General features: G+C 45.1%; 19 protein-coding genes. 18 read left to right on the top strand and 1 reads right to left on the bottom strand.

Annotation, left to right across the window (positions count from 1 at the left end; all coding sequences use genetic code 11):
• Window positions 1-156: 156 nt before the first annotated feature.
• The 12 genes from ACSQ8O_RS31520 to ACSQ8O_RS31465 all read left to right on the top strand — a co-directional run bounded on the left by ACSQ8O_RS31520 (window position 157) and on the right by ACSQ8O_RS31465 (window position 12,450).
• Window positions 157-1,950: a cache domain-containing sensor histidine kinase gene (locus ACSQ8O_RS31520; RefSeq protein WP_436244865.1), complete on the top strand. Its 1,794-nt coding sequence runs from the start codon at window positions 157-159 to the stop codon at window positions 1,948-1,950.
• The gene (locus ACSQ8O_RS31515; RefSeq protein WP_436244864.1) at window positions 1,928-3,529 is read left to right on the top strand and encodes a response regulator; all 1,602 of its coding nucleotides are present in this window, start codon (window positions 1,928-1,930) and stop codon (window positions 3,527-3,529) included. Before ACSQ8O_RS31520 ends, ACSQ8O_RS31515 begins: the two co-directional genes overlap by 23 nt.
• A gap of 268 nt (window positions 3,530-3,797) precedes the next feature.
• Entirely contained in the window at window positions 3,798-5,141 is a 1,344-nt protein-coding gene (locus ACSQ8O_RS31510; protein ID WP_436244863.1) for an ABC transporter substrate-binding protein, read from the top strand.
• A 91-nt stretch (window positions 5,142-5,232) separates the two neighbouring features.
• Complete coding sequence (locus ACSQ8O_RS31505) at window positions 5,233-6,135, top strand: carbohydrate ABC transporter permease (RefSeq protein ID WP_436244862.1); 903 nt, start codon at window positions 5,233-5,235, stop codon at window positions 6,133-6,135.
• 1 nt (window position 6,136) lies between these two features.
• On the top strand, window positions 6,137-6,967 hold the full coding sequence (locus tag ACSQ8O_RS31500) for a carbohydrate ABC transporter permease (RefSeq protein ID WP_436244861.1): 831 nt from the start codon (window positions 6,137-6,139) through the stop codon (window positions 6,965-6,967).
• A gap of 105 nt (window positions 6,968-7,072) precedes the next feature.
• A complete protein-coding gene (locus tag ACSQ8O_RS31495; protein ID WP_436244860.1) occupies window positions 7,073-8,224 on the top strand; it encodes a glycoside hydrolase family 88 protein in 1,152 nt (383 codons plus the stop codon).
• Between the two features lie 16 nt (window positions 8,225-8,240).
• Window positions 8,241-9,833 carry a glycoside hydrolase family 43 protein gene (locus ACSQ8O_RS31490; protein ID WP_436244859.1) on the top strand — a complete coding sequence of 531 codons (1,593 nt, stop codon included), beginning with the start codon at window positions 8,241-8,243 and terminating at the stop codon, window positions 9,831-9,833.
• A 139-nt stretch (window positions 9,834-9,972) separates the two neighbouring features.
• Entirely contained in the window at window positions 9,973-10,737 is a 765-nt protein-coding gene (locus ACSQ8O_RS31485) for a glyoxalase/bleomycin resistance/dioxygenase family protein (RefSeq protein ID WP_436244858.1), read from the top strand.
• 109 nt (window positions 10,738-10,846) lie between these two features.
• A complete protein-coding gene (locus ACSQ8O_RS31480; RefSeq protein ID WP_436244857.1) occupies window positions 10,847-11,128 on the top strand; it encodes a hypothetical protein in 282 nt (93 codons plus the stop codon).
• Between the two features lie 32 nt (window positions 11,129-11,160).
• Window positions 11,161-11,616: a DinB family protein gene (locus ACSQ8O_RS31475; protein WP_436244856.1), complete on the top strand. Its 456-nt coding sequence runs from the start codon at window positions 11,161-11,163 to the stop codon at window positions 11,614-11,616.
• A 153-nt stretch (window positions 11,617-11,769) separates the two neighbouring features.
• Window positions 11,770-12,099, top strand: a complete 330-nt coding sequence (locus ACSQ8O_RS31470; protein WP_436244855.1) for a hypothetical protein — start codon at window positions 11,770-11,772, stop codon at window positions 12,097-12,099.
• A gap of 138 nt (window positions 12,100-12,237) precedes the next feature.
• The gene (locus tag ACSQ8O_RS31465; protein WP_056615323.1) at window positions 12,238-12,450 is read left to right on the top strand and encodes an alpha/beta-type small acid-soluble spore protein; all 213 of its coding nucleotides are present in this window, start codon (window positions 12,238-12,240) and stop codon (window positions 12,448-12,450) included.
• Between the two features lie 86 nt (window positions 12,451-12,536).
• Here ACSQ8O_RS31465 and ACSQ8O_RS31460 read toward each other — a convergent pair whose 3' ends face one another.
• Window positions 12,537-13,433, bottom strand: a complete 897-nt coding sequence (locus ACSQ8O_RS31460) for a helix-turn-helix domain-containing protein (RefSeq protein ID WP_436244854.1) — start codon at window positions 13,431-13,433, stop codon at window positions 12,537-12,539.
• A 145-nt stretch (window positions 13,434-13,578) separates the two neighbouring features.
• On the opposite strand from ACSQ8O_RS31460, the gene ACSQ8O_RS31455 reads away from it, so the two are divergent.
• The 6 genes from ACSQ8O_RS31455 to ACSQ8O_RS31430 all read left to right on the top strand — a co-directional run bounded on the left by ACSQ8O_RS31455 (window position 13,579) and on the right by ACSQ8O_RS31430 (window position 20,017).
• A complete protein-coding gene (locus ACSQ8O_RS31455) occupies window positions 13,579-14,604 on the top strand; it encodes a fatty acid desaturase (protein WP_436244853.1) in 1,026 nt (341 codons plus the stop codon).
• A 47-nt stretch (window positions 14,605-14,651) separates the two neighbouring features.
• Window positions 14,652-14,975: a MocE family 2Fe-2S type ferredoxin gene (locus ACSQ8O_RS31450; protein ID WP_436244852.1), complete on the top strand. Its 324-nt coding sequence runs from the start codon at window positions 14,652-14,654 to the stop codon at window positions 14,973-14,975.
• Between the two features lie 222 nt (window positions 14,976-15,197).
• Entirely contained in the window at window positions 15,198-16,103 is a 906-nt protein-coding gene (locus ACSQ8O_RS31445) for an aldo/keto reductase (protein ID WP_436244851.1), read from the top strand.
• Between the two features lie 15 nt (window positions 16,104-16,118).
• Window positions 16,119-17,231: a glycoside hydrolase family 88 protein gene (locus tag ACSQ8O_RS31440; protein WP_436244850.1), complete on the top strand. Its 1,113-nt coding sequence runs from the start codon at window positions 16,119-16,121 to the stop codon at window positions 17,229-17,231.
• A gap of 12 nt (window positions 17,232-17,243) precedes the next feature.
• Window positions 17,244-19,175, top strand: a complete 1,932-nt coding sequence (locus tag ACSQ8O_RS31435) for a hypothetical protein (RefSeq protein WP_436244849.1) — start codon at window positions 17,244-17,246, stop codon at window positions 19,173-19,175.
• Entirely contained in the window at window positions 19,172-20,017 is an 846-nt protein-coding gene (locus ACSQ8O_RS31430; protein WP_436244848.1) for an amidohydrolase family protein, read from the top strand. Before ACSQ8O_RS31435 ends, ACSQ8O_RS31430 begins: the two co-directional genes overlap by 4 nt.
• Window positions 20,018-20,029 lie beyond the last annotated feature (12 nt).

Genomic DNA, 20,029 nt, shown 5'->3' with positions numbered 1-20,029 from the left:
GAATGGCATCTTCCGACAACGAAATCCGCAAGGGTGTCGTTGTTTTTGGTACTTCTTAAAAAAGCGCACATCCAGATTAAATTTCAACGGTAGTATCACGTGCGAATTCTGTTAAAATAGACTTACTCTAAATCAAAAGAATGAGGCGGCTCACAGATGGCATCGAATCCTTTTCGGCTGCACAAAAGCATTTTTGCCAAATTTACACTTTCTTTCATTTCGGTAGGACTCATTCCGTTGCTCATTCTTAGTTATATTTCCCTGCAGACGTTCAGCGGCTTCATGGAGCGTTATGCGACGAATAACTATGAGCAAATGCTGTTATTTGCGAGTCGCAATGTGGATGATATGTTCGTTAAGTACAATAACATTTCGAAGCTTATGTATTCCTACGGGGTTGGCGGGCTCTATGGCCAATTGGGACAAGCCATTGCAGCGCAAAGCAAGGAAAAAGACATCAGATTAACGATGACAATTAACGATTTCTTGCAAACGGTGTTATATACGGAACGTAATCTGCAAAGTGTCTTTTTTGTTCTGCCGAACGGGACTTTTGAAAGCCTATCTAAGAACAATGTTGCTCTGGATTACCAATATCCATATCCAAAGGTCGAATGGAAAGAGCAGACGAAGCTCAATCGCAATGGACTCAGCTTTTTTCCGACGCACAAACAGGATTATTTTCTTGGGGCTACGGATCCAGTGATGACGTTTGGCCGCAACCTTACGGATGTCCTGGGCTCATCCAAGGTTGAAGGTGATATTGTCGGTACATTTTACATGGACGTGGGACTTGGTGTGTTTACTGAGATTTTTAAACAGATGGTCCTGAATAAACAAGATACTGTCTATGTCGTAGATAATCAGGGGATTATCTTATACAGCAATCAATTAGAGCTAATCGGTACGGTTTTCCATGCCAATACGTCGGATGATTTCTTACATCTGCAACAGGCAACAGCAGAGAATAACATCCAAATTGTCGGTGAGTTTTATAAAAAAGAACTGTTTCTCAAGGTCGAACAGCTCATACGGACGATTACGATTGTCATTGGCCTGTGTATCGTTTCGTTGATTGTCGTAGCAGTTTGGTTCTCGAATCGCTTTTCTAATCCGATTCGTAGTATTACGCGAGAAATGGCGAAGGTGGAATCCGGTAATTTCGATACGAATGTAACCGTGAAGACAGCGGATGAGTTGGGGCTTCTTTCGCATGGCTTTAATAAAATGGTGGGGCGGCTGAAGGAATACATTGACGTCGTGTATGTTGCGCAGATTAAACAGAAGCAAGCTGAACTGAACGCATTGAAAAGCCAAATTAGGCCGCATTATTTGTACAATACGCTCGAAGTGATTCGGATGAGCGCTGTTGCGGAAGATGCGAATGAGGTGGGCGATATGATTTTGTCATTATCCCACCAGCTCAAGTATGTACTCGATTACGGTGAGGAAACCGTTACAATCAAGTCAGAGAAGACCAATGTGGAGCAATACTTTCAATTGATGGTGATCAGGTACGGCGAGCATAGGCTAGGTTTAGACTTCCGGTTCGATGCGGACTTAATGGACTGTGCGATTCCGAAGCTGTCCCTGCAGCCGATCGTCGAAAATGCTATTTATCATGGTATTATGCCAAAGTCAGGGAAAGGCACGATCCGCATTTCAATTGAAAAACTGACGGATAACCTGCTTGGTATTACAGTGGACGACGATGGTGTAGGGATGAGTGAAGAAACACTTGAACGGGTTCGTCTAAAGTTGGCACAGGGCAGCTCGCTAGATATAGGGAGCAGTATAGGGCTAATTAATGTCCATGAACGCATCGTGGGACTGTATGGGCACGGTTATGGCGTAGAGATCAACAGCAGCCAACATATTGGTACGACCGTCCGTCTAGTCATTCCGTTAACGAAAGAGGTGAGCGTCCGTGTTGAACGCCATTCTAGCTGATGATGAACCGATCATTATCAAGGGGTTAAAAAAGCTCATTCCATGGGAAGAGCTAGGCATTACGATTGTCGGTGAAGCGATGACCGGAAGAAGTCTTATGGAGCAAATCGAAGAAAAGTTGCCTGATCTTGTTATCACGGATATTAGCATGCCAGACGGTTCGGGCATTGATGTGATCAAGGAAGTACAACGGCGGCAGTTGCATACGAAAATAATTTTCGTCAGTGCGTATCAGGAGTTTTCTTATGCGAAGGATGCGTTAGCCTTCGGTGCGGTTGATTACTTGGTGAAGCCAATCGAGAAAAGCCTGCTACTCGAGGCGGTAGGCAAAGCCATGACGCAGCTGAAGGAAGCGAATGAAGATCAATCCTCCAAAGGTAAGCTGGCCGTTTATGAACAAAAAGATAAGAAGACGCAGCTCGAGGAGCTATTTGACAGACTTACCCAAGGGGATATTCGGTGGGAGGAAGCTCAGCGTAAACTTCAGGCTTTGAACATGCAGTTTACGGGCTCGTGTTTCAGCGTCCTGTATGTGGAGCTTGCTCATGTACAATTACAGGATGGCAGATGGGGAGAGCATGAGAAGCGTCTAATAGTGTTTGCGGTATCCAATCTGGTAGATGAGCTGATCCAGCTATATGGCAGCGGTCTTGTCATTCGAAAAGGCGAAAATTTATGCGTTATCGTGAACCACATGCGCATAGAGGATGATTTGCAGCGTCTTGCGAGCGAAATGCGGAATAAGATTTTATATTACCTTAAAATTCATGTGACGATTTGTATCGGTAGGCCGGCCCTCAGCCTGCAGGACCTAAGGCAATCCTATACATCGGCCATTGAGATGATGAATTATAGCTTTTTTGAAAAGGAAGGGACGATTCTGTCTTGGTCACAGGAGGAGCGCCGTGGCGGCGGGGATCAGTTTCTAGCAGAAGCCAAGCATGCCGTGATTAAAGCGGTCATTGCGAAGGAAAAGCAGCAAGTGCAGGAGTTGCTGGTCAGCTTTTATGAGCATGTTACAACCAGCGCCAATGGTCGCAAAGAATCGGCTGTATTACTCCTATATGCTATGTTAACGGACTTAATGGAGGAGATGTCGGCTGTCGGGATTGACCTTCAGGTGTCACCTGAGCAGCGGAAAGATTGGCAACAGCGGATGTATCAATTCTATCGATATCGTGATCTTACAGATTTCATAACAGATCGTATTTTGGACATACTGGAACAAGTAAGCACAGCTGGCGGCAGCCGCGAAGCGCAGCAGATGAAGATTATTAAGGAATACATTGAGGAGCATTATAGCGAAAATATCACACTGGAAAGCATGGCTTCCCAAGTGTTTATGAATCCATATTATTTTAGCAGTTTCTTTAAAAAGCACACGCATGAGAATTTTAAGCAGTACGTCACGAACATCCGGATGAAAAATGCAGTCCGACTTCTCTTGCAAACAGATCTGCTCGTTTATGAAATTGCAGAGCAGGTGGGTTATCATAATCCAAGGCAATTTAGCGACATGTTCAAGAAAAGTTATGGCAAGCTTCCGCAAGAATATAAGAGTCAAATCAAGGGGAACTAGTTAGGAATTTTAATTGTTCTGGGGAACAGCTTCTGCTTAGCTTCGTTTTGAAGCGTTGGCGAAAGCTGTTTTTTCATGTCGATTATCTCCAAAGCATGCGATCACATCTTCTTAAATTCATGCATATCGAGCTTAAAAAACTTCATTCTAAACGATTTGGGCGTATGTTAGTCTTAAATCAAGGAACAGAACAGTACCTGATGAGTCGAAGCACACAGCTTGAGTTGTTCACAAGAAGCTAGATATTAAAGGGAGGTTACTTTCAACCATGGTTAAAACATTTTCCAAAGTACTCGTAGGATCGACAGCATTAGCACTCATATTGGCAGGCTGCGGTAACAACAGTGATTCCGCAACTTCAACTTCAAGCGCCGCTCCAGCTGGCACAGCTGCAGCGACGACGGCTCCGAAGAAAGACGTAACATTCAGTGTCATTTATGCAACTGGTGATCCAGCAACCAAACAAGCAGTAGCGGATGCCATTGCTGCATACACGAAAGCAAACCCGAATGTTAAGATCAAAGATTTGAGTGAAACAACGACAGCTGCTTACCTAGACTTTTTGAAAACGAAAGATGCAGTTGGCGAATTCCCAGATCTTGTGGAAATGCGTGATACACAATTGTTCGCAGACGCCGGCAAGTTGGCTGAACTTCCCAAAGATCTACAAGGTTTGTTTGAAAGTGTGCCACAAGTAAATGGTAAGGTTTATAATGCGCCAATCTCGCTACCTGCACCCCAAGGGATTATTTACAGCAAGAAAGCTTATGCAGATGCAGGCATTACAGAAGAGCCTAAAACATATGCAGATTTCATCGTAGCTCAAGAAAAACTGAAAGCAAAAGGCATTTCACCGATCGTAGTCGGTGGTAAAGATATTTTCCACTGGGGCTTCTGGGTCAATAAATTCTTGATCGACGAAGTTTTCGTGGGTGATGCAGATTGGAACTCCAAGCGTTCTGAAGGTAAAGTGAGCTTTACAGATGCTGGTCCTGCGAAAGCGATGCAACTGATGACTGATCTGTTCACCAAAGGTTACGTGGACAAAGGTTACATGAGTACGGCTGATAATCAAACGGCTTCCATGCTCGTAACTGGTAAAGCAGCAAGCTTGTTCTCTGGTCCTTGGATGTTCCCAACGATCGCACAAGCGGACCCGAAATTTGATTTCGGTTGGTACCCTGTACCGGATCAAAAAGGGGGCGTAAACGTTGTTGGTCTTGCTCAACCAGCAGGTTGGTCTCTATCAGCTAATGCTGCGAAAGACGCAGACAAAACAGCTGCAATCTCAGATTTCATTAAATTCTTCTTCAGCAAAGAGCAATATCCAAAATATTTGAAAATAGCAAGCGCAATCCCTTCGACAAAAGAAAAAATGAACTATGAAGCTTCCCCTCAATTGCAAGAAGTTCTGACGATGATGGCAGATCCGAACGTTAAAAAATCGCTTCAAATTAATAACTTCTGGGGAGCTAATCAAATCCCGCCGCAATTCCGTAACTGGTTCTACAAATCCGTTCAAGATTGGTTAGTAAAAGGTGATTTCAGTGCTGACTACTTGAAAAAAGCGGATGCTGAGTGGGACACTGAAGTGAAGGCAATGAAAAAATAAGACATACAAAGGCTGCAAACGGAGAACCTCTGCGTCACTTGCGGAGGTTTTCCTGCTACTGCCTTCAAAATCCAATAGGAGGCATAAGAGAATGTACACCATACAGCCTATTAAGAGAAAAAGAAAATGGCTAACCTTTTCCGTCGTGTTTCTTATTCCAGCACTAATTCTCTATACCTTGTTCGTCATGGTACCGACAGCGAGCAGTATCTACCTTAGTTTTACTTCCTGGGATGGCGTTAGTCCAGATATTCGCTTTATTGGCTTTGATAACTTCGTAGAGATGTGGCACAGCGAGCGTGTGCATAATGCACTGAGAAATACATTGATTTTGTCTGTAGTCTTAGTTGTGATTGAAAATGCCGTTGCCTTGCTACTGGCGATGCTGGTCGATCAGGTGAGATGGTTCCGCAACTTGTTTCGCAGTATTTTTTACTTCCCGACGCTTCTTAGTGGGATTGTTATGGGATTTGTCTGGACAATTATTCTGAATTACAACTTCGGTGTAGTTACGCAATTGCTCGATAAACTACATCTTTCCTTCTTGAAGATTGATTGGCTTGGAAATCCGGATTACGCATTGATCGCTATCATTTTTGCAACTGTATGGAAAGGTGCCGGCTATTATATGATTATTTATTTGGCCGGTCTGCAAGGCATTCCGCCAGAGTTGTCAGAAGCCGCAAGTATTGATGGAGCGAACCGCTGGCAGCAATTCCGCCACATCACGTTCCCTCTGCTGGCAGGCGCCTTTACAGTGTGCATGATGTTATCGATGATTGCGTCCCTCAAAATATTCGATCAGATTGCCGTCATGACGGACGGTGGACCTGGTTTTGCTACTGAAACACTGACGTACATTATTTATAAAGTCGGGTTTGGAGAGCTGCGGCAAGGCTTCGGTACGGCGCTATCACTTATCCTCTTTATTTTGATCCTAATCGTATCACTGATTCAAATTAAGCTGCTTCGCAGCAGGGAGGTGCAGTTATAAGATGAGAAAACAGAAAAGCCTACTAGAGATTCTACTCTTTGCACTGACACTCGTCCTTGCCATTATCTTCTTCTTCCCGATTTACTTCAGCTTGATTTCCGCATTTAAAAGCAACGGTGCGATTATGCGGGATGCGATCTCGTTCCCAACCAGCTGGTATGTGGACAGCTTCGTCTATCTGTGGACCAAAACAGATTTCCCAAGAGCGATGGTCAACTCGATTATTTTGACACTGAGCTCGATTATCGCGATGATTGCGATCATCCCAATGGCTGCTTACGCGATTGAGCGGACGAATAAAAGATGGACGAATATGGTCTATATCTACTTTCTTGCGGGCATGATGATTCCCTTTCAAGTCTATATGATTCCTTTGTTCAAAGAGATGAAAATGATGGGCTTCTATGGTAGCTTGAGTGGGCCGATTCTCATCTACATCTCCGGTTCGGTAGGATTCGGCGTGCTGCTTTATACAAGCTTTCTCAAAGGAGTGCCGCGTGAAATTGAGGAAGCTGCTGAAATCGACGGTTGCTCCAAATACGGCATTTTCTGGCGGATCGTGTTCCCTCTGCTTGGGCCGTGTACAGCGAGCTTGGTTGTGCTTAACGGTCTCGGCATTTGGAACGACTTCCTGATGCCAAGCTTGGTGCTGCCTTCGGATAAGCCTAAAACGATGATTGTTGAAATTTTCGGCTTCGTCGGCGAATATGCTTCCCAGTGGGATATGGTATTCGCAGGTACAGCGATTTCAATTATCCCTGTCTTAATCGCGTTCATCGCGCTGCAGAAATACTTTGTCAAAGGGATTGCCGCGGGTGCAACCAAAGGCTAATCGTCAAGAGGTCGCGACACATGGGAAACCTCTCTATCAACTATCAGGGCGGGTAGGGAGGTTTTTTAAAATGAAAAATATAATGGGGAAAGTGGGTAGATACGCATGTTAAAAGGGCAGGATCAACAATGGTTAAATGAAGTGATTGATAGAATTTCATTGAAAATGGACTGGGTCAGCGAAAAGTCCAAACATAAAATTCCGTTCACGACCATTAATGGCACACATGATAATCGCATCGTGGATAACCCAACAAGTACTGAAACAGATGGAATTAATTGGTGGACGAATGGCTTTTGGGGCGGCATGATGTGGCTTATGCATCACGAAACCGGCAACGAGAAATATAAAGACATCGCGCAAATTTCCGAAAAAGAATTAGATCGATGTTTTGATGAATTTTACGGCTTGCATCATGATGTTGGCTTTATGTGGTTGCCGACAAGTGTGGCGAATTATAAAGTAACGCAGAATCCGGAATCTCGCAAAAGAGCGCTTCATGCAGCTAATCTGTTAGCAGGACGCTTTAATTTAGCAGGAGGATTCATTCGCGCTTGGAATGATTTAGAAGGCTCCGATACAAGAGGCTGGGCCATTATCGACTGCATGTTCAATATCCCGTTGTTATACTGGGCTTCTGAAGAAACTGGTGACCCACGGTTCAAACAAATTGCGATGAAGCATGCCGATACGGGGATGACAGCATTCGTTCGACCGGATGGTTCTGTCAATCATATTGTGGAATTCGATCCTTTTGAAGGCGGAGTGGTTCGAACGTATGGTGGCCAAGGCTATGAAGAAGGCTCCTCCTGGACGAGAGGACAGACTTGGGCACTATATGGGTACATGATGAGCTATATTCATACACAAAAGGATGAGTATTTGCAAACCGCGAAGCGGATTGCCAACTATTTTATCGCGAACATTCCTGCGGATGGCGTGATTCCGGTTGATTTCCGGCAGCCGAAAGAACCTAAACGTGAGGATGATACAGCTGCAGCGATTGCGGCGTGTGGTCTGATTGAAATTGCGAAAGTCGTAGGGGAGTATGAAAAGGATCTATATCTTGGTGCTGCGGTGAAGTTGCTTAGATCGTTGGATTCACGAATCGATTGGACAACTAGTAGTGATAGTTTGGTTCAATACGGTTCTGGCTCTTATCATTCGGCAAATCATCATCATGCGATCATTTATGGCGATTATTATTTCATGGAAGCGGTATTCAAGATTAAAGGGAACGATTTGTATTTGTGGTAAAGGGGAGCACGACAGCATGATTGAAAATCCAATTCTACGCGGCTTCAACCCGGATGCATCGATCATTCGGGTTGAAGATGACTATTATATTGCAACATCTACCTTCGAATGGTTTCCTGGTGTACTGATTCATCATTCCAAAGATTTAATGAACTGGAGGCCGTTGACACGTCCGCTAGATCGGGTAAGTCAACTTGATCTGCGAGGTGTACCAAGCTCAGGCGGTATTTGGGCGCCATCCTTAAGCTACTCCGATGGTACATTCTATTTGTGCTTTACGAATGTGGTTGGTCGAAAAGGGGTTTATAAGGATCTGCACAACTATATCGTGACAGCACCTTCGATTGAAGGACCATGGTCTGAGCCGATCTATCTGAATTCTAGCGGTTTCGACCACTTTTTGTTCCACGACACGGATGGCCGCAAGTATTTGTTTAATATGCAGTGGGATTTTCGCAAAAACAAAAGTAGATTCGCCGGAATCATTATGCAGGAATTCTGTTCTGTTGAAGGCAAGCTGATTGGCGAGATAAAGCTGGTCACGCAAGGGACAGATTTGGGTGTTACGGAAGGTCCGATGGTATATAAGAAGGATGGCTACTACTATTTACTGGTGGCAGAAGGTGGAACCGGGCCGATGCACGCCGCCACCCTTATGCGTTCGACTACCATAGACGGTCCCTATGAAGTTGATCCGGAATACCCGATTATTACAACAAGAAATACGCCTGAGCATCCATTACAAAATGCGGGTCACGGTTCTTTGGTGGAAACGCAGTTGGGTGACTGGTACATGGTATTCATTTGTTCGCGTCCTCTTCAAGATGGGAACAAGCTCAGTCCATTAGGGCGAGAAACCTCCCTGCAAAAAGTAGTATGGACATCGGACGGATGGTTGAAGCTCGCCTCAGGCGGAAAGCAGCCGCAGCTGCATATTCCGGAGACGGAGCTCACGCCGTATCCGTTTGCGCCAGATCCGGTTCGGGATGATTTCGATTCAACCAGTCTCAGCGTGCATTGGCACACACTTCGGGTTCCGGCTGACGAGTCATGGTTAAGCTTATCGGAGCGTCCCGGTTTCTTACGATTAAAGGGACGAGAGTCGTTAACCTCCTTGCACAACCAAAGCCTTGTGGCACGACGTATTCAAAGATTCCAGTGCGAGATGGTGACATGCGTGGCATTCGAACCGGTATCTTTTACCCAAATGGCTGGACTTGTCCTCTATTATGATGAGTCCGATCATTATTATCTGCGCATTTCCCATGATGAGCAGCTCGGCAAGCATCTAGCGATTATCGTAAGCGATCAGGGGCAGTATGATGAATTGGACGTTTATGTGGCGATTCCTGAAGGTGAGCGCATCTATCTGAAAGCAGCAATGAATTTCGATAAGATTCAATTCTCTTACAGTACTGACGGTCAGTCGTGGCAACCTATTGGTCCGACGTTGTACTCCGGCAATCTTGCGGACAGTTATCAGCGCAAATTATCCTTTACTGGCGCTTTCGTTGGGCTTTGCGCACAGGATTTGCGAGGAACCCGCCTGTATGCTGACTTCGACTTTTTTGAATATGTATCGGGAAATGAGAGATCAATAGCTAAATGAAGAGGCAGCCAATCCAAGTGGATTGGTTGCCTTTTTTCAACAAGTAATGGTCAGATTAATGGAATAAAATGTATGATATAATGGGCAATAGTTAATAAAGGGGGCAATCAGTATCATTACTCATTACGAACAACTTCAATTGAACACAGTCTCCATTCAAGGGGTTAAACAATTTTACTTCGAGCAATTGCAATTCCCAATTCTTCTTGAAACTAAAGACGAAATATGTTTCCAACCAACTGAAAACTTTAAGTTATCGTTTAAAGAAGCTATGGAACCAATAGCTCCAGCTCATTTTGCTTTTGAAGTACCCGTTTCAGAATTTGAAAATGTGGTCAATTTGCTCAAAAGTAAGGGGATTGCACTATTAAAATGGTCTAATGGCAGATATATTGATGATTTCGAAACTGGTAAAAACGTATACTTTCGAGATGGTGATGGTAATCTGCTAGAGATTATCACACATCATTATGTCAGGGAAGGAATACTTACCCCAGCAGGAGACTTAAAATTACTGTACCTTAGAGAAATTGGCTTTCCGGCAGATAGCGTTAAGGAATTTAGAGAATTTTTTGTAGACATTTTTGAGCTGAAACTTGATAAAGTTAGAGATGACTTTACTTTTGCAATAGGCGGTACATCGCATATGGTCATACCTTCAAAAAAGAGAAAATGGATACCCATAGAAATGGTTGCTTTACCACCAACGATGAATGTCATATTCGGAGTAAGTAGTACAGATTTTGTTAGTAAGGTCAGTAAAAAACTTACAGAAAAAGGCGTGCCATTTTGTATGCGAGATGGTCATCTTAATTTTCACTTTAAAGAGTACAATATTACTTTAAAAGTAACTAATTTCCATCCAGAAATACCCGCACTTTTGAATTTACCTTATTCAACTTAGGTTAGATCCCTCTTGTTTAATTGTATTTGGCAACCTATATTAAATGGAAACTTATTACACGCTCCCTTCGTCTTATTTTTAAAGAACTAAGTGTTGGGAGGATGATACAATGATCTCGAAGAGGAAACAGATTTGGATGATATCCATCACGACATTGTTAGTGATTTATTTGTTTTTCTTTCCCAATCCAACGGCTGAACTAGCGGTTAGGAAGCATTTATTCTTCTCTCTCCATCCAATTAAGGCTCTCAGTGTTCATGTAAAGGAGACAGGAAGCACATCGTTTGGTGGAGCTAAATTATTCTATGTTGATGAAGTGTCAAAATCATTTATTTGGGTGAAGAAAAATTGGTTAGGTTATCGTGTGATTACGGATGGAACTGGACCATGATTAATCGATAAGACGAAGAGGGGGAAATCGAAATGAAGACGATTAAGTGCATGATGGACCACCTGATCTGGGCGGACGGACGCATCTTGGACGCTCTCGATGAGAGTGAGACGAAGAACAAGGACCTTCTAAAGTTGGTTCGGCACGTCGCGGTCGCGGAACGAGTTTGGCTGTCCCGATTGCAGGGCAAGGGCAGCGCGCAATATTCGTTGTGGGAACAAGCAGAAGACCTGACAGCGATCCGGACGATGTTTGAAGAAAACGCCGAGCAATATCGCCTCTATATCGAAGGGCTCGAGGAATCCGAGTTGGACAAGATGATCGACTATGCGAACCAGAGCGGGGTTCCGTTCCGAACGTCCGTCAGGGACATCCTGTTGCAGGTCCTCTTACATGGACAATATCACCGGGGACAGATCAATCGGGCACTTCGGATCGATTCGGCAGAACCAGCCCAAATCGATTACATCACGTTCGCGAGGCTATAACAGGGCCTGATGATAATTCAATTCTTAAAAAAGCGCATACATCTGTTAAAAAACTTCATCCAAGTACCTTCACCCTTCTGATACAGTAAAAAGAGGCGACCTATCTAACGGCTGTCTCTTTTTTCTTTTGCCATAAACCAGAGGAGGATCGTGATGAAAAGCTTACAGGCCTTCTTGAAAAATAAGAATATGTTGATTCGAATCATTTTGTCCTATCTGTTGGTGGGGCTTTTAGTCATTGCCGTGCTGACGTTTGTCATCGCTTCCAAAGTGTCCCGAAATTTAACGGAACAGATTAATCGATCAACGGATACGGCTATTGAACAGTCTTTCAATACAGCGAACATTTTATTGACATCGACATTCACTAATTTCGCCGCGGATGGTCACAGAAGATGGCATCCAATTGCGCGAGGAGCTTGCAGACGATGGACTTCACCCTCATGTGCTTGGCTACGACATTATGGCCCATGCTTTGCGTGAAACATTGGAATACAAGGGGATTCAAATATAAGAGAGCGTCTCAGATGAAAAGAACAAAAAAAATTTTATAGCACATGTATAATATTTTTCAAACTCCACATGATAATATCACACCAAGAAAAGGAGTGAATAACAATTATGGCTAACAACACATTGGCAGTTCCACAAGCAAAAGCAGCAATGGATCAACTGAAGTATGAGGTGGCACAAGAGTTAGGGATTCAGCTTCAAGCATACAATGGCAACCTTGCATCACGCGATGCTGGCTCTATTGGTGGCAACATTACGAAGCGCTTAGTGCAAATCGCAGAACAACAACTTTCTGGTTCGGCAGGAAGCTTCAGACGCTAAGTTGATCGTATTTGTAAGTAAACACAAAAGACTACAAGCACCTATTCCTCCTTGGGTGAATGCAGTCTTTTTTTTATTTTATCAGGCTAAAAAGGATTAGAGCGCCACTCACTTGGTGAACTGCCGGTATGTTTGCGAAATACGGTCGTGAAATGTTGACTGGTCTTAAACCCTAGCTCAAAGGCAATTTCCGTAATGGAAACGCTCGTTTGCAGAAGGGAGCAAGCACGCTCCATTCTTATGCGTTCCATATAAGCAGCAGGAGACTGTCCGTATATGTTGTGAAACACTTTATAGAAATGAGACTCGCTCATCTGAGATGCACGGGCAAGCTCCGCAACGGAATATCGCGTATTAGGCGCTTGCTTTATTTGATGGACGGAGCGGATCACCGCATCCTTGACTCCGGGCTCTATTGACTTGGAAGAAGTAGGCTGCAGAAGTCCCATGATGATGTCTAGAATCTGATGTCGGGCAAAAAAAGCTTGATCAGGGCCCTCTGTTTCTAATGTCGCCTTCAAGCGTATGAATTGTTCGTGCACGCGATGACCTGCGCGAAATACCCGTGGAAGTTGCTGTAAGCGAGAACCGGCCAACTCACGATCAGAGCCTTCCAAACGGAACCAGTTCGTGGTGCTCTCTGGATCCTGCACAATCATCCACCAGATCCGACTAGGCTCCAAATGATTAAACCGAGCTTTATGAAGTTCTCCTGGACGGGTGTAAAACCATTGCCCAGCACTCATCGGATAAGGGATACCGTCGAGCTCCCATGTTGCACTTCCGCTATGTAAATAGACAAACTCATATGCGTGATGATGACAATGAAGGGGGATGGGATACGCTTCTGCATATTTTTGATATCCTACGACGAACAATTCCGGAACGAGTCGGATGGTGGTCGCGCTTTCAAATCTCTCAGGATTATCTTCATGCGGAGGGAAAACCCATCGCATCGAACTAGATGAGTGCATCATAGTCATTTATAGCTCTTCCTTCCATGCGTTCGCATTACTCTTATGTGTCTGATCCTATTTAATAAGTTCTGGGAAGTCAAGTGCTATCTGATCTGGTACGCTTAACATATTCAGAACTGAATGAAAATACAGACTGACGAGGAGAGATCATATGGGGAACACCATACAGCGGGACTATAGTATTCTTGGACCAGAACGGCAAAAAGCGATCGAGAAAGGGCTTGTTTCAGGAGAATGGTATCAATGCCCCGTTCCCCGAAAACGTATGAAGGAGCTCATGATACGCAAGAACGGGCCGGCAATTCGTGACACCTTGCTTTGGATCGCCTTAACAGTCGTTCTGGGCTATGTTGCTTATCTGTCGTGGGGATCATGGTGGGCTTTACCCGCTTTTATCGTATATGGAACTGTCTACACGGTACCTGCCGTATCCAAATGGCATGAATCCAGCCATGGCACAATGTTTCGAACGGCGTGGATGAACGAAGCCTTGTATCAATTCACCTCGTTTCTGATCTTGATTCAAGCGACGAACTTTCGCTGGACGCATGCCCGCCACCATACGGATACGATCATCGTGGGCAGCGATCCGGAAATAATGGAACCGCGTCCTCCGAAATTGCAACGTGTGCTTCGATATATTATCCGAGAATCATTCATTTACAATACTTGGCCCTACCTGTTCAAACATGCAATAGGACTTCTAAGCGCCGAGGAGAAGGAATTGGTCCCGACCAACGAGCAACGGAATTTATTCTTGGAAGCACGTGTATTTATTATTCTTTATGCGGTTATTATCTCTTTGTGCTTTTATCTAGATAGCATTTTACCACTCATGTTCGTTGGGCTGCCTGCGTTCTATGGCGCTCTTCTGAACGGTTTGCTGGTCTCAACGCAGCATGTCGGTCTATATGAAGATACGCTCGATCACAGGCTTTGTGCGAGGACTTTCTATACAAACCGTATTCTTCGGTTTCTGTACACGAATATGAATTATCATATTGAACATCATATGTTTCCGTTGGTTCCGTATTATAATTTGCCTGCTTTGCACGAGGAGATCAAGCAGGACTGCCCAGCTGCTGCTCCGAGCTTCACAGCCGCTGTCCGCGAGACATGGGCAGCATATCTGGAAGATGAGGAAAGACCATTCCTATGTCGCCCCCAGGTGCCGTGAATTTGCTCAGCATCGGAAGGTAACTGATCGAAATCTTGGAGGTACGCATGCCTAATATCGAGGGTTGGGTTGAAGCTTGTAATGTCGATGACATTGAGGAAGAAGATGTTATTCGTTTCGATTATCAAGATCGTACGTTTGCTATATATCGCTCAGATAAAAACCAATATTATGCAACGGATGGATTCTGCACCCATGAGAGATTTCATTTAGCTGATGGGCTTGTCATGGGAAGCACCATTGAATGTCCTAAACATAATGGCCGGTTTGACTATACGACGGGTGAAGCGAAGCGTAAGCCAGTATGCGTCAATCTAAAAACATATCCGGTAAAGATTGAAGAAGACAAGGTCTTCATCAAGATCGACTGAACGGGGAAAATAGCATAACAGCAGCGGTTAACTTAACTGAGTTAACCGCTGCTGTTTTTTTTTGATTTTAAAGTTTAAATAAGTCACTTAAATTGTTTTTGGTGACCCTAAGTACTCTTGTAAAACAAATTATCATTCTTATCTTTAAATTGACTCCCTATGCATGTTTAACCCAGTTTCGTAGTATTAAATTATCAGAGAAGAGACAAAGGAAGTGAACCTATGGAGTATACAACTTTTGGGAAAACCGGAATTCGAGTTTCTAAGCTCGGGCTTGGAGGCGCTCCGCTTGGCGGGGATTACGGACCGGTAACAGACGAACAAGTGACAGAGGTGATCGATCGAGCCTTGGAACTCGGGATCAACTTTATCGATACAGCACCGTTATATGGCAGAGGAGAAAGTGAACGACGCATTGGGTTGGCACTCAAAGGGAAAAGGGCTCAAGTAGTCCTTGCTACTAAAGCTGTTATGCGTGGTGTGCCGTATACGTATGAAAATACGATTCTTTCCGTGGAAGAAAGTCTTAAGCGTCTTGGCACGGATTATGTGGATCTCATTCAAATGCACGAGCTATCAGAACTGAACTCGGAGATGGGGATGAATGAAACCATTCCTGCTTTTCTTAAACTCAAGGAACAAGGGAAGGTGCGAGCGATTGGCGTCAATGCTTTCAATCCGTCTCTGTTGCTGCCATTTATTCGAACTGGGAAGATTGATTCGATCCAAACGTTCTGCCGTTATATGCTCATTGACTATTCAGCAATGGATGAGCTTCTACCGACTGCAAAAGAATATGGCGTATCCGTTATTAACGGAAGCGTACTTGGCATGGGGCTTCTTGCTGAAGCACCAGCACCATTTATGAAGCAAGATTCTCCGATGTTTGAAGAAGCGCAGCGCCGTATACAACAAATAGCCTTCCTTCGGACATCAGAGCCTAAAGGCTTGATAGAACCTGCTATGCGATTCAGTCTTTCAAGTCCGGATATCACGGTTACCTTAACAGGAACGACTTCAATGCGATCGCTCGCACTCAATGCCAGTTATTGTGATGGGGTCGGCTTGCCGCAACATGATTTGGATCGGCTGCTTGCTTTGTTTCCAGGGCAGCCATTAACTTGGTAAAGGAGTTACTAGAAGATGACGAATGCACCATGGTTAGATGAATTATGGCATAAAATCAACGGTAAAGTAGAAGGAATGAACGAATCAGTCGGCGCTGATTTCCCATATATCTCTTATGATGGCAAGTATAACAGCGAAGATGCTGATTGGTGGACGAATGGGTTCTGGCCGGGCTTACTCTGGTTGGTTTATCGTGAATCTAAGAATGATCAGCTCAAAGATACAGCAGAACAGATTGAAACCTTGATGGACCCCGTGCTTACCGACTTCTATCCGCTGCATCATGATGTAGGGTTTATGTGGAGCTTATCCTCCGTGGCACAGTACAAACTGCTTGGCAGTGAAAAGTCGAAACGACGCGCCATGACGGCAGCCAGTCATCTAGTCGGACGATACAACGCGAAAGGGCAATTCATTCGTGCTTGGAATCAATCGGAGCGTACGGGTTGGGCGATTATTGACTGCATGATGAACCTTCCGCTTCTCTATTGGGCAAGTGAAGAGACGGGTGATCCACGGTTTCGGCATGTAGCTGTTCTTCATGCGGATACGACTTTGCGTGAATTCCTACGTCCAGACGGGTCTACTCACCATATTGTGTGCTTCGATCCCGAAACAGGAGAAAGACAAGAAGCACTGGGTGGGCAAGGTTATTCACCGGACTCGGCATGGTCACGCGGCACCGCGTGGTCCCTATACGGCATGGCGCTGAGTGCTCGCTACACAGGGGATCAGCGATATATCGATGCCGCTAAACGGGCAGCCCATTTCTTCCTGGCGAGTGTACCCGATGATGGGTTGCCGCCATGGGATTTCCGAGCGCCATGGGAAGAAGACATGGCAATGGACTCTAGTGCCACAGCTTGTGCAGCCAGTGGTATGTTGGAGTTGAGTCTGTTGGTTCCTGAGAGTGAGTCGGAGTTCTATCGCAGCTCGGCTGAGAAATTGATTTTCAAATTAAACGAACGATGCACAGCTTGGGATGACCCGAGCGAGGAAGCCATTCTTCGCATGGGTACGGCTAATCGCCCTAAGAAAACTCATGTGAACGTACCGATGATCTACGGTGATTATTTCTTCGCAGAAGCAGTCTGCAAGCTGCGCGGCGTACACGATACATTTTGGTAGGAGGAAAGATCCATGTCACAGAAGAATAGCTCCAATGCCACGACGAGTATGATCCATGCAGCCGATGCGTGGACTACGCCAAGTTGGGCACTCATGGAACGGAAATTAATCGATACCTTAAATGAGGCAGCGGTTGAATATGTAAGACGCTATACGCGGGAGGACGGAACCATTGTTTGGCGAGAAGATTGGCCAGGGATGGACGGATCCGATGATCCCTATGAAGCGTTTATGAATTTATCTTTGCTGTACACGCTTGGCGGGAACGAAGAAATTTTGCGGTTGTCTCGTCTTATGTGGGATGCCATTACGTGGCAATGGACGGAATATGGTCAAATTCATAATGAATTTGACGCTTATTACGATTGGATGCATCATGGTGAAGGCTACTTATATTTTTATTTCCTCGGGTTGTCTGACCCGCATCTTCTGAAGAATCGTCAAAGAGCGGTGAAGTTTGCTGAGCTCTATATGGGAAGGAATCCAGAAGTCCCTAACTTTGATGCGAAGCTGAAGCTAATGCGTTCGCCTATAACGGGCAGCAAGGGACCCCGGTTTGAGATGACGGAAGAAGACTGGGTCACGCACCGCGGTGTACTTGACGATTACTTAGCTCCATTCGAGGATATTCCAGGTGTGGACTTTGCTAGCGGGAAGTGCAAGTGGTCCGATGATGACATCTACCGCGAGATTATAAGCCGTATGAATGAGCGTAAAGCGAAAGGTGACGTCCCGCTTAATTTGAACTCGACTGGACTTATGACCAACGCCTTTATGTATACAAGTGATGAATCTTATCGTCAGTGGGTCTTGGATTATTTGGCAGCTTGGGAAGAACGCACCAAGCGTAACGGTGGGTTGATTCCAGACAACGTTGGATTAAGCGATACGATTGGTGAATACAATGACGGCAAATGGTGGGGCGGGTACTATGGCTACCGCTGGCCACATGGTTTCATGTCCATCATCGAGCCACTCACAAACGCAGGTATGAATGCTGTTCTGTTATCTGGTGACCGAAGCAAATTAGATCTGGCACGTTCGCAATTGGATTTAAATTGGGAATTAGGTAAAGAAATTAATGGGAAATGGTTTGTTCCAAACAAACATTTTGATGCCGGTTGGACAGATTATCGTATCCAAGTTCCGACCTATCCCATTTACTTATGGACGATTTCGATGGCAGAGGAAGACGCAGCACGTGTAGACCGGATTCCTTACGAGGATCATTTTCGCAAGATTGACATGCCTACCATTTCGGGGAGAAATCCAGTAACGCGTAAGGAAACGAAACATTATATTGCGAACACAGTGCCTTGGTATCTATATATGCGAGGTCAATTCCCAGATTATCCGGAGCAAATATTAAAGCAAAATATAGAGCTGATCTCTATTCAGTTAGAGAAGCTCCGTTCACCTGATGGCGATCCAACTAGCTGGGACTGGGATCATCCGTACAGCATTCATCAATGGCAGGAATATTCGCCGGTTTACTTTGAAGGGTTGCTTCAAATGATGCTTGGTGCTCCGATGCACATCTCTCATGGTGGCTTGCAGCATGCTCGTGTACGTTATTTCGATGCAAAACGTAAGCGTTGCGGTCTACCGGAGGATATCGGTGCTTTGGTTGAGGCGCTAGGCGACGAGTTTGTCACACTAACACTGGTGAATTTATCTTCATTTAAAGAACATGAAGTGATCGTTCAGGCAGGCAGCTTTGGTGAGCATCAGTTTACCTACATGGAAAGCTATAATCAGATCGGTGATAAAGTTGGCGAAGGTGCAATTGATGGCAAGTGGCTGCCTGTAAGCCTGTCTCCTGGAGCGGGTATTCAACTCAAGCTACACATGAAACGATACGTGAACCAGCCGACCTATGAGACACCATGGAGTGTAGAAGTGGAACCTACAGCGGAGAAGCTGATCAGAGGTCGAAGCGTATGATTTCTTACCTTGATAGTCATGTCCATTTCTGGCAGTTGGAGCGTGGGGATTATCAATGGCTGAAGCCGAGCAATCCTACGCTCTACCAGAATTATTTGCCAGCGGATCTAGCTGAAGCTGTAGACGTTGCTGACCATACGGAAGCCTTGCGGGGACTCATCGCTGTACAAGCTGCTCCGACAATAGCAGAAACGGAATTTCTGCTTGAGCTGGCGAGTAAAGATGATCGAATACTTGGTGTCGTAGGTTGGCTTGATCCATTTGCTGACACCTTCGCCTTGGAATATATTCGGTTACGGAAGAATCCGTTATTTGTGGGCATTCGGCTAGATCGAACTGTGTTCCAACCAAACAAAGATCAGGTGTCTGAATGTTTACTAGCGAATCTACGCGTCTTGGAAGAGGATGCTTTTCCGATCGACCTACTAATCGGTCCTGAACAGATGCCGACCGTGCTTAAATACCTCAATAGCGTGCCGAAGCTAAAGGCCGTTATTAATCACTTAGGGGGTCCACCGATTCGTACGGGAGAAATAGAGATCTGGTCTGCTAGTATAGCGGCATTGTCCGCGTTCCCACATGTATATTGTAAATGGTCCGGCATGATTACGCCTGCAGAGGGCATGAATCTAGAGCGCTTAGCACCGTATATTCGTCACACGGCAGAGCAATTCGGTCCAAAGCGTATCCTGTTTGGCAGCGACTGGCCGGTAGCTTTAATGGCAGGTACATATAAAGAGGTTGTTCAATTATTTGAACAGCTGCTGCCGGATCATTGGAGCGAACAAGAGCGTGCGAATGTGCGAATTCACAATGCGAAAGCTTTTTATTTGGGCATGTAGGGGAGTGAAGGA

It is taken from the genome of Paenibacillus sp. LjRoot56, from assembly GCF_964253335.1.
Taxonomy (GTDB): Bacteria; Bacillota; Bacilli; order Paenibacillales; family NBRC-103111; genus Paenibacillus_E; species Paenibacillus_E allorhizoplanae.
The sequence above is the reverse complement of the archived record's forward strand: the minus strand, read 5'-3'. Positions and strand labels throughout refer to the sequence as shown.

What these genes read in the sequence shown, in the direction of transcription:
- ACSQ8O_RS31520 (WP_436244865.1), top strand. Translation starts at nt 157, where the DNA reads ATGGCATCGAATCCTTTTCGGCTGCACAAAAGCATTTTTGCCAAATTT.
- ACSQ8O_RS31510 (WP_436244863.1), top strand. Translation starts at nt 3,798, where the DNA reads ATGGTTAAAACATTTTCCAAAGTACTCGTAGGATCGACAGCATTAGCA.
- ACSQ8O_RS31505 (WP_436244862.1), top strand. Translation starts at nt 5,233, where the DNA reads ATGTACACCATACAGCCTATTAAGAGAAAAAGAAAATGGCTAACCTTT.
- ACSQ8O_RS31500 (WP_436244861.1), top strand. Translation starts at nt 6,137, where the DNA reads ATGAGAAAACAGAAAAGCCTACTAGAGATTCTACTCTTTGCACTGACA.
- ACSQ8O_RS31495 (WP_436244860.1), top strand. Translation starts at nt 7,073, where the DNA reads ATGTTAAAAGGGCAGGATCAACAATGGTTAAATGAAGTGATTGATAGA.
- ACSQ8O_RS31490 (WP_436244859.1), top strand. Translation starts at nt 8,241, where the DNA reads ATGATTGAAAATCCAATTCTACGCGGCTTCAACCCGGATGCATCGATC.
- ACSQ8O_RS31480 (WP_436244857.1), top strand. Translation starts at nt 10,847, where the DNA reads ATGATCTCGAAGAGGAAACAGATTTGGATGATATCCATCACGACATTG.
- ACSQ8O_RS31475 (WP_436244856.1), top strand. Translation starts at nt 11,161, where the DNA reads ATGAAGACGATTAAGTGCATGATGGACCACCTGATCTGGGCGGACGGA.
- ACSQ8O_RS31470 (WP_436244855.1), top strand. Translation starts at nt 11,770, where the DNA reads ATGAAAAGCTTACAGGCCTTCTTGAAAAATAAGAATATGTTGATTCGA.
- ACSQ8O_RS31465 (WP_056615323.1), top strand. Translation starts at nt 12,238, where the DNA reads ATGGCTAACAACACATTGGCAGTTCCACAAGCAAAAGCAGCAATGGAT.
- ACSQ8O_RS31460 (WP_436244854.1), bottom strand. Translation starts at nt 13,433, where the DNA reads ATGACTATGATGCACTCATCTAGTTCGATGCGATGGGTTTTCCCTCCG.
- ACSQ8O_RS31455 (WP_436244853.1), top strand. Translation starts at nt 13,579, where the DNA reads ATGGGGAACACCATACAGCGGGACTATAGTATTCTTGGACCAGAACGG.
- ACSQ8O_RS31450 (WP_436244852.1), top strand. Translation starts at nt 14,652, where the DNA reads ATGCCTAATATCGAGGGTTGGGTTGAAGCTTGTAATGTCGATGACATT.
- ACSQ8O_RS31445 (WP_436244851.1), top strand. Translation starts at nt 15,198, where the DNA reads ATGGAGTATACAACTTTTGGGAAAACCGGAATTCGAGTTTCTAAGCTC.
- ACSQ8O_RS31440 (WP_436244850.1), top strand. Translation starts at nt 16,119, where the DNA reads ATGACGAATGCACCATGGTTAGATGAATTATGGCATAAAATCAACGGT.
- ACSQ8O_RS31435 (WP_436244849.1), top strand. Translation starts at nt 17,244, where the DNA reads ATGTCACAGAAGAATAGCTCCAATGCCACGACGAGTATGATCCATGCA.
- ACSQ8O_RS31430 (WP_436244848.1), top strand. Translation starts at nt 19,172, where the DNA reads ATGATTTCTTACCTTGATAGTCATGTCCATTTCTGGCAGTTGGAGCGT.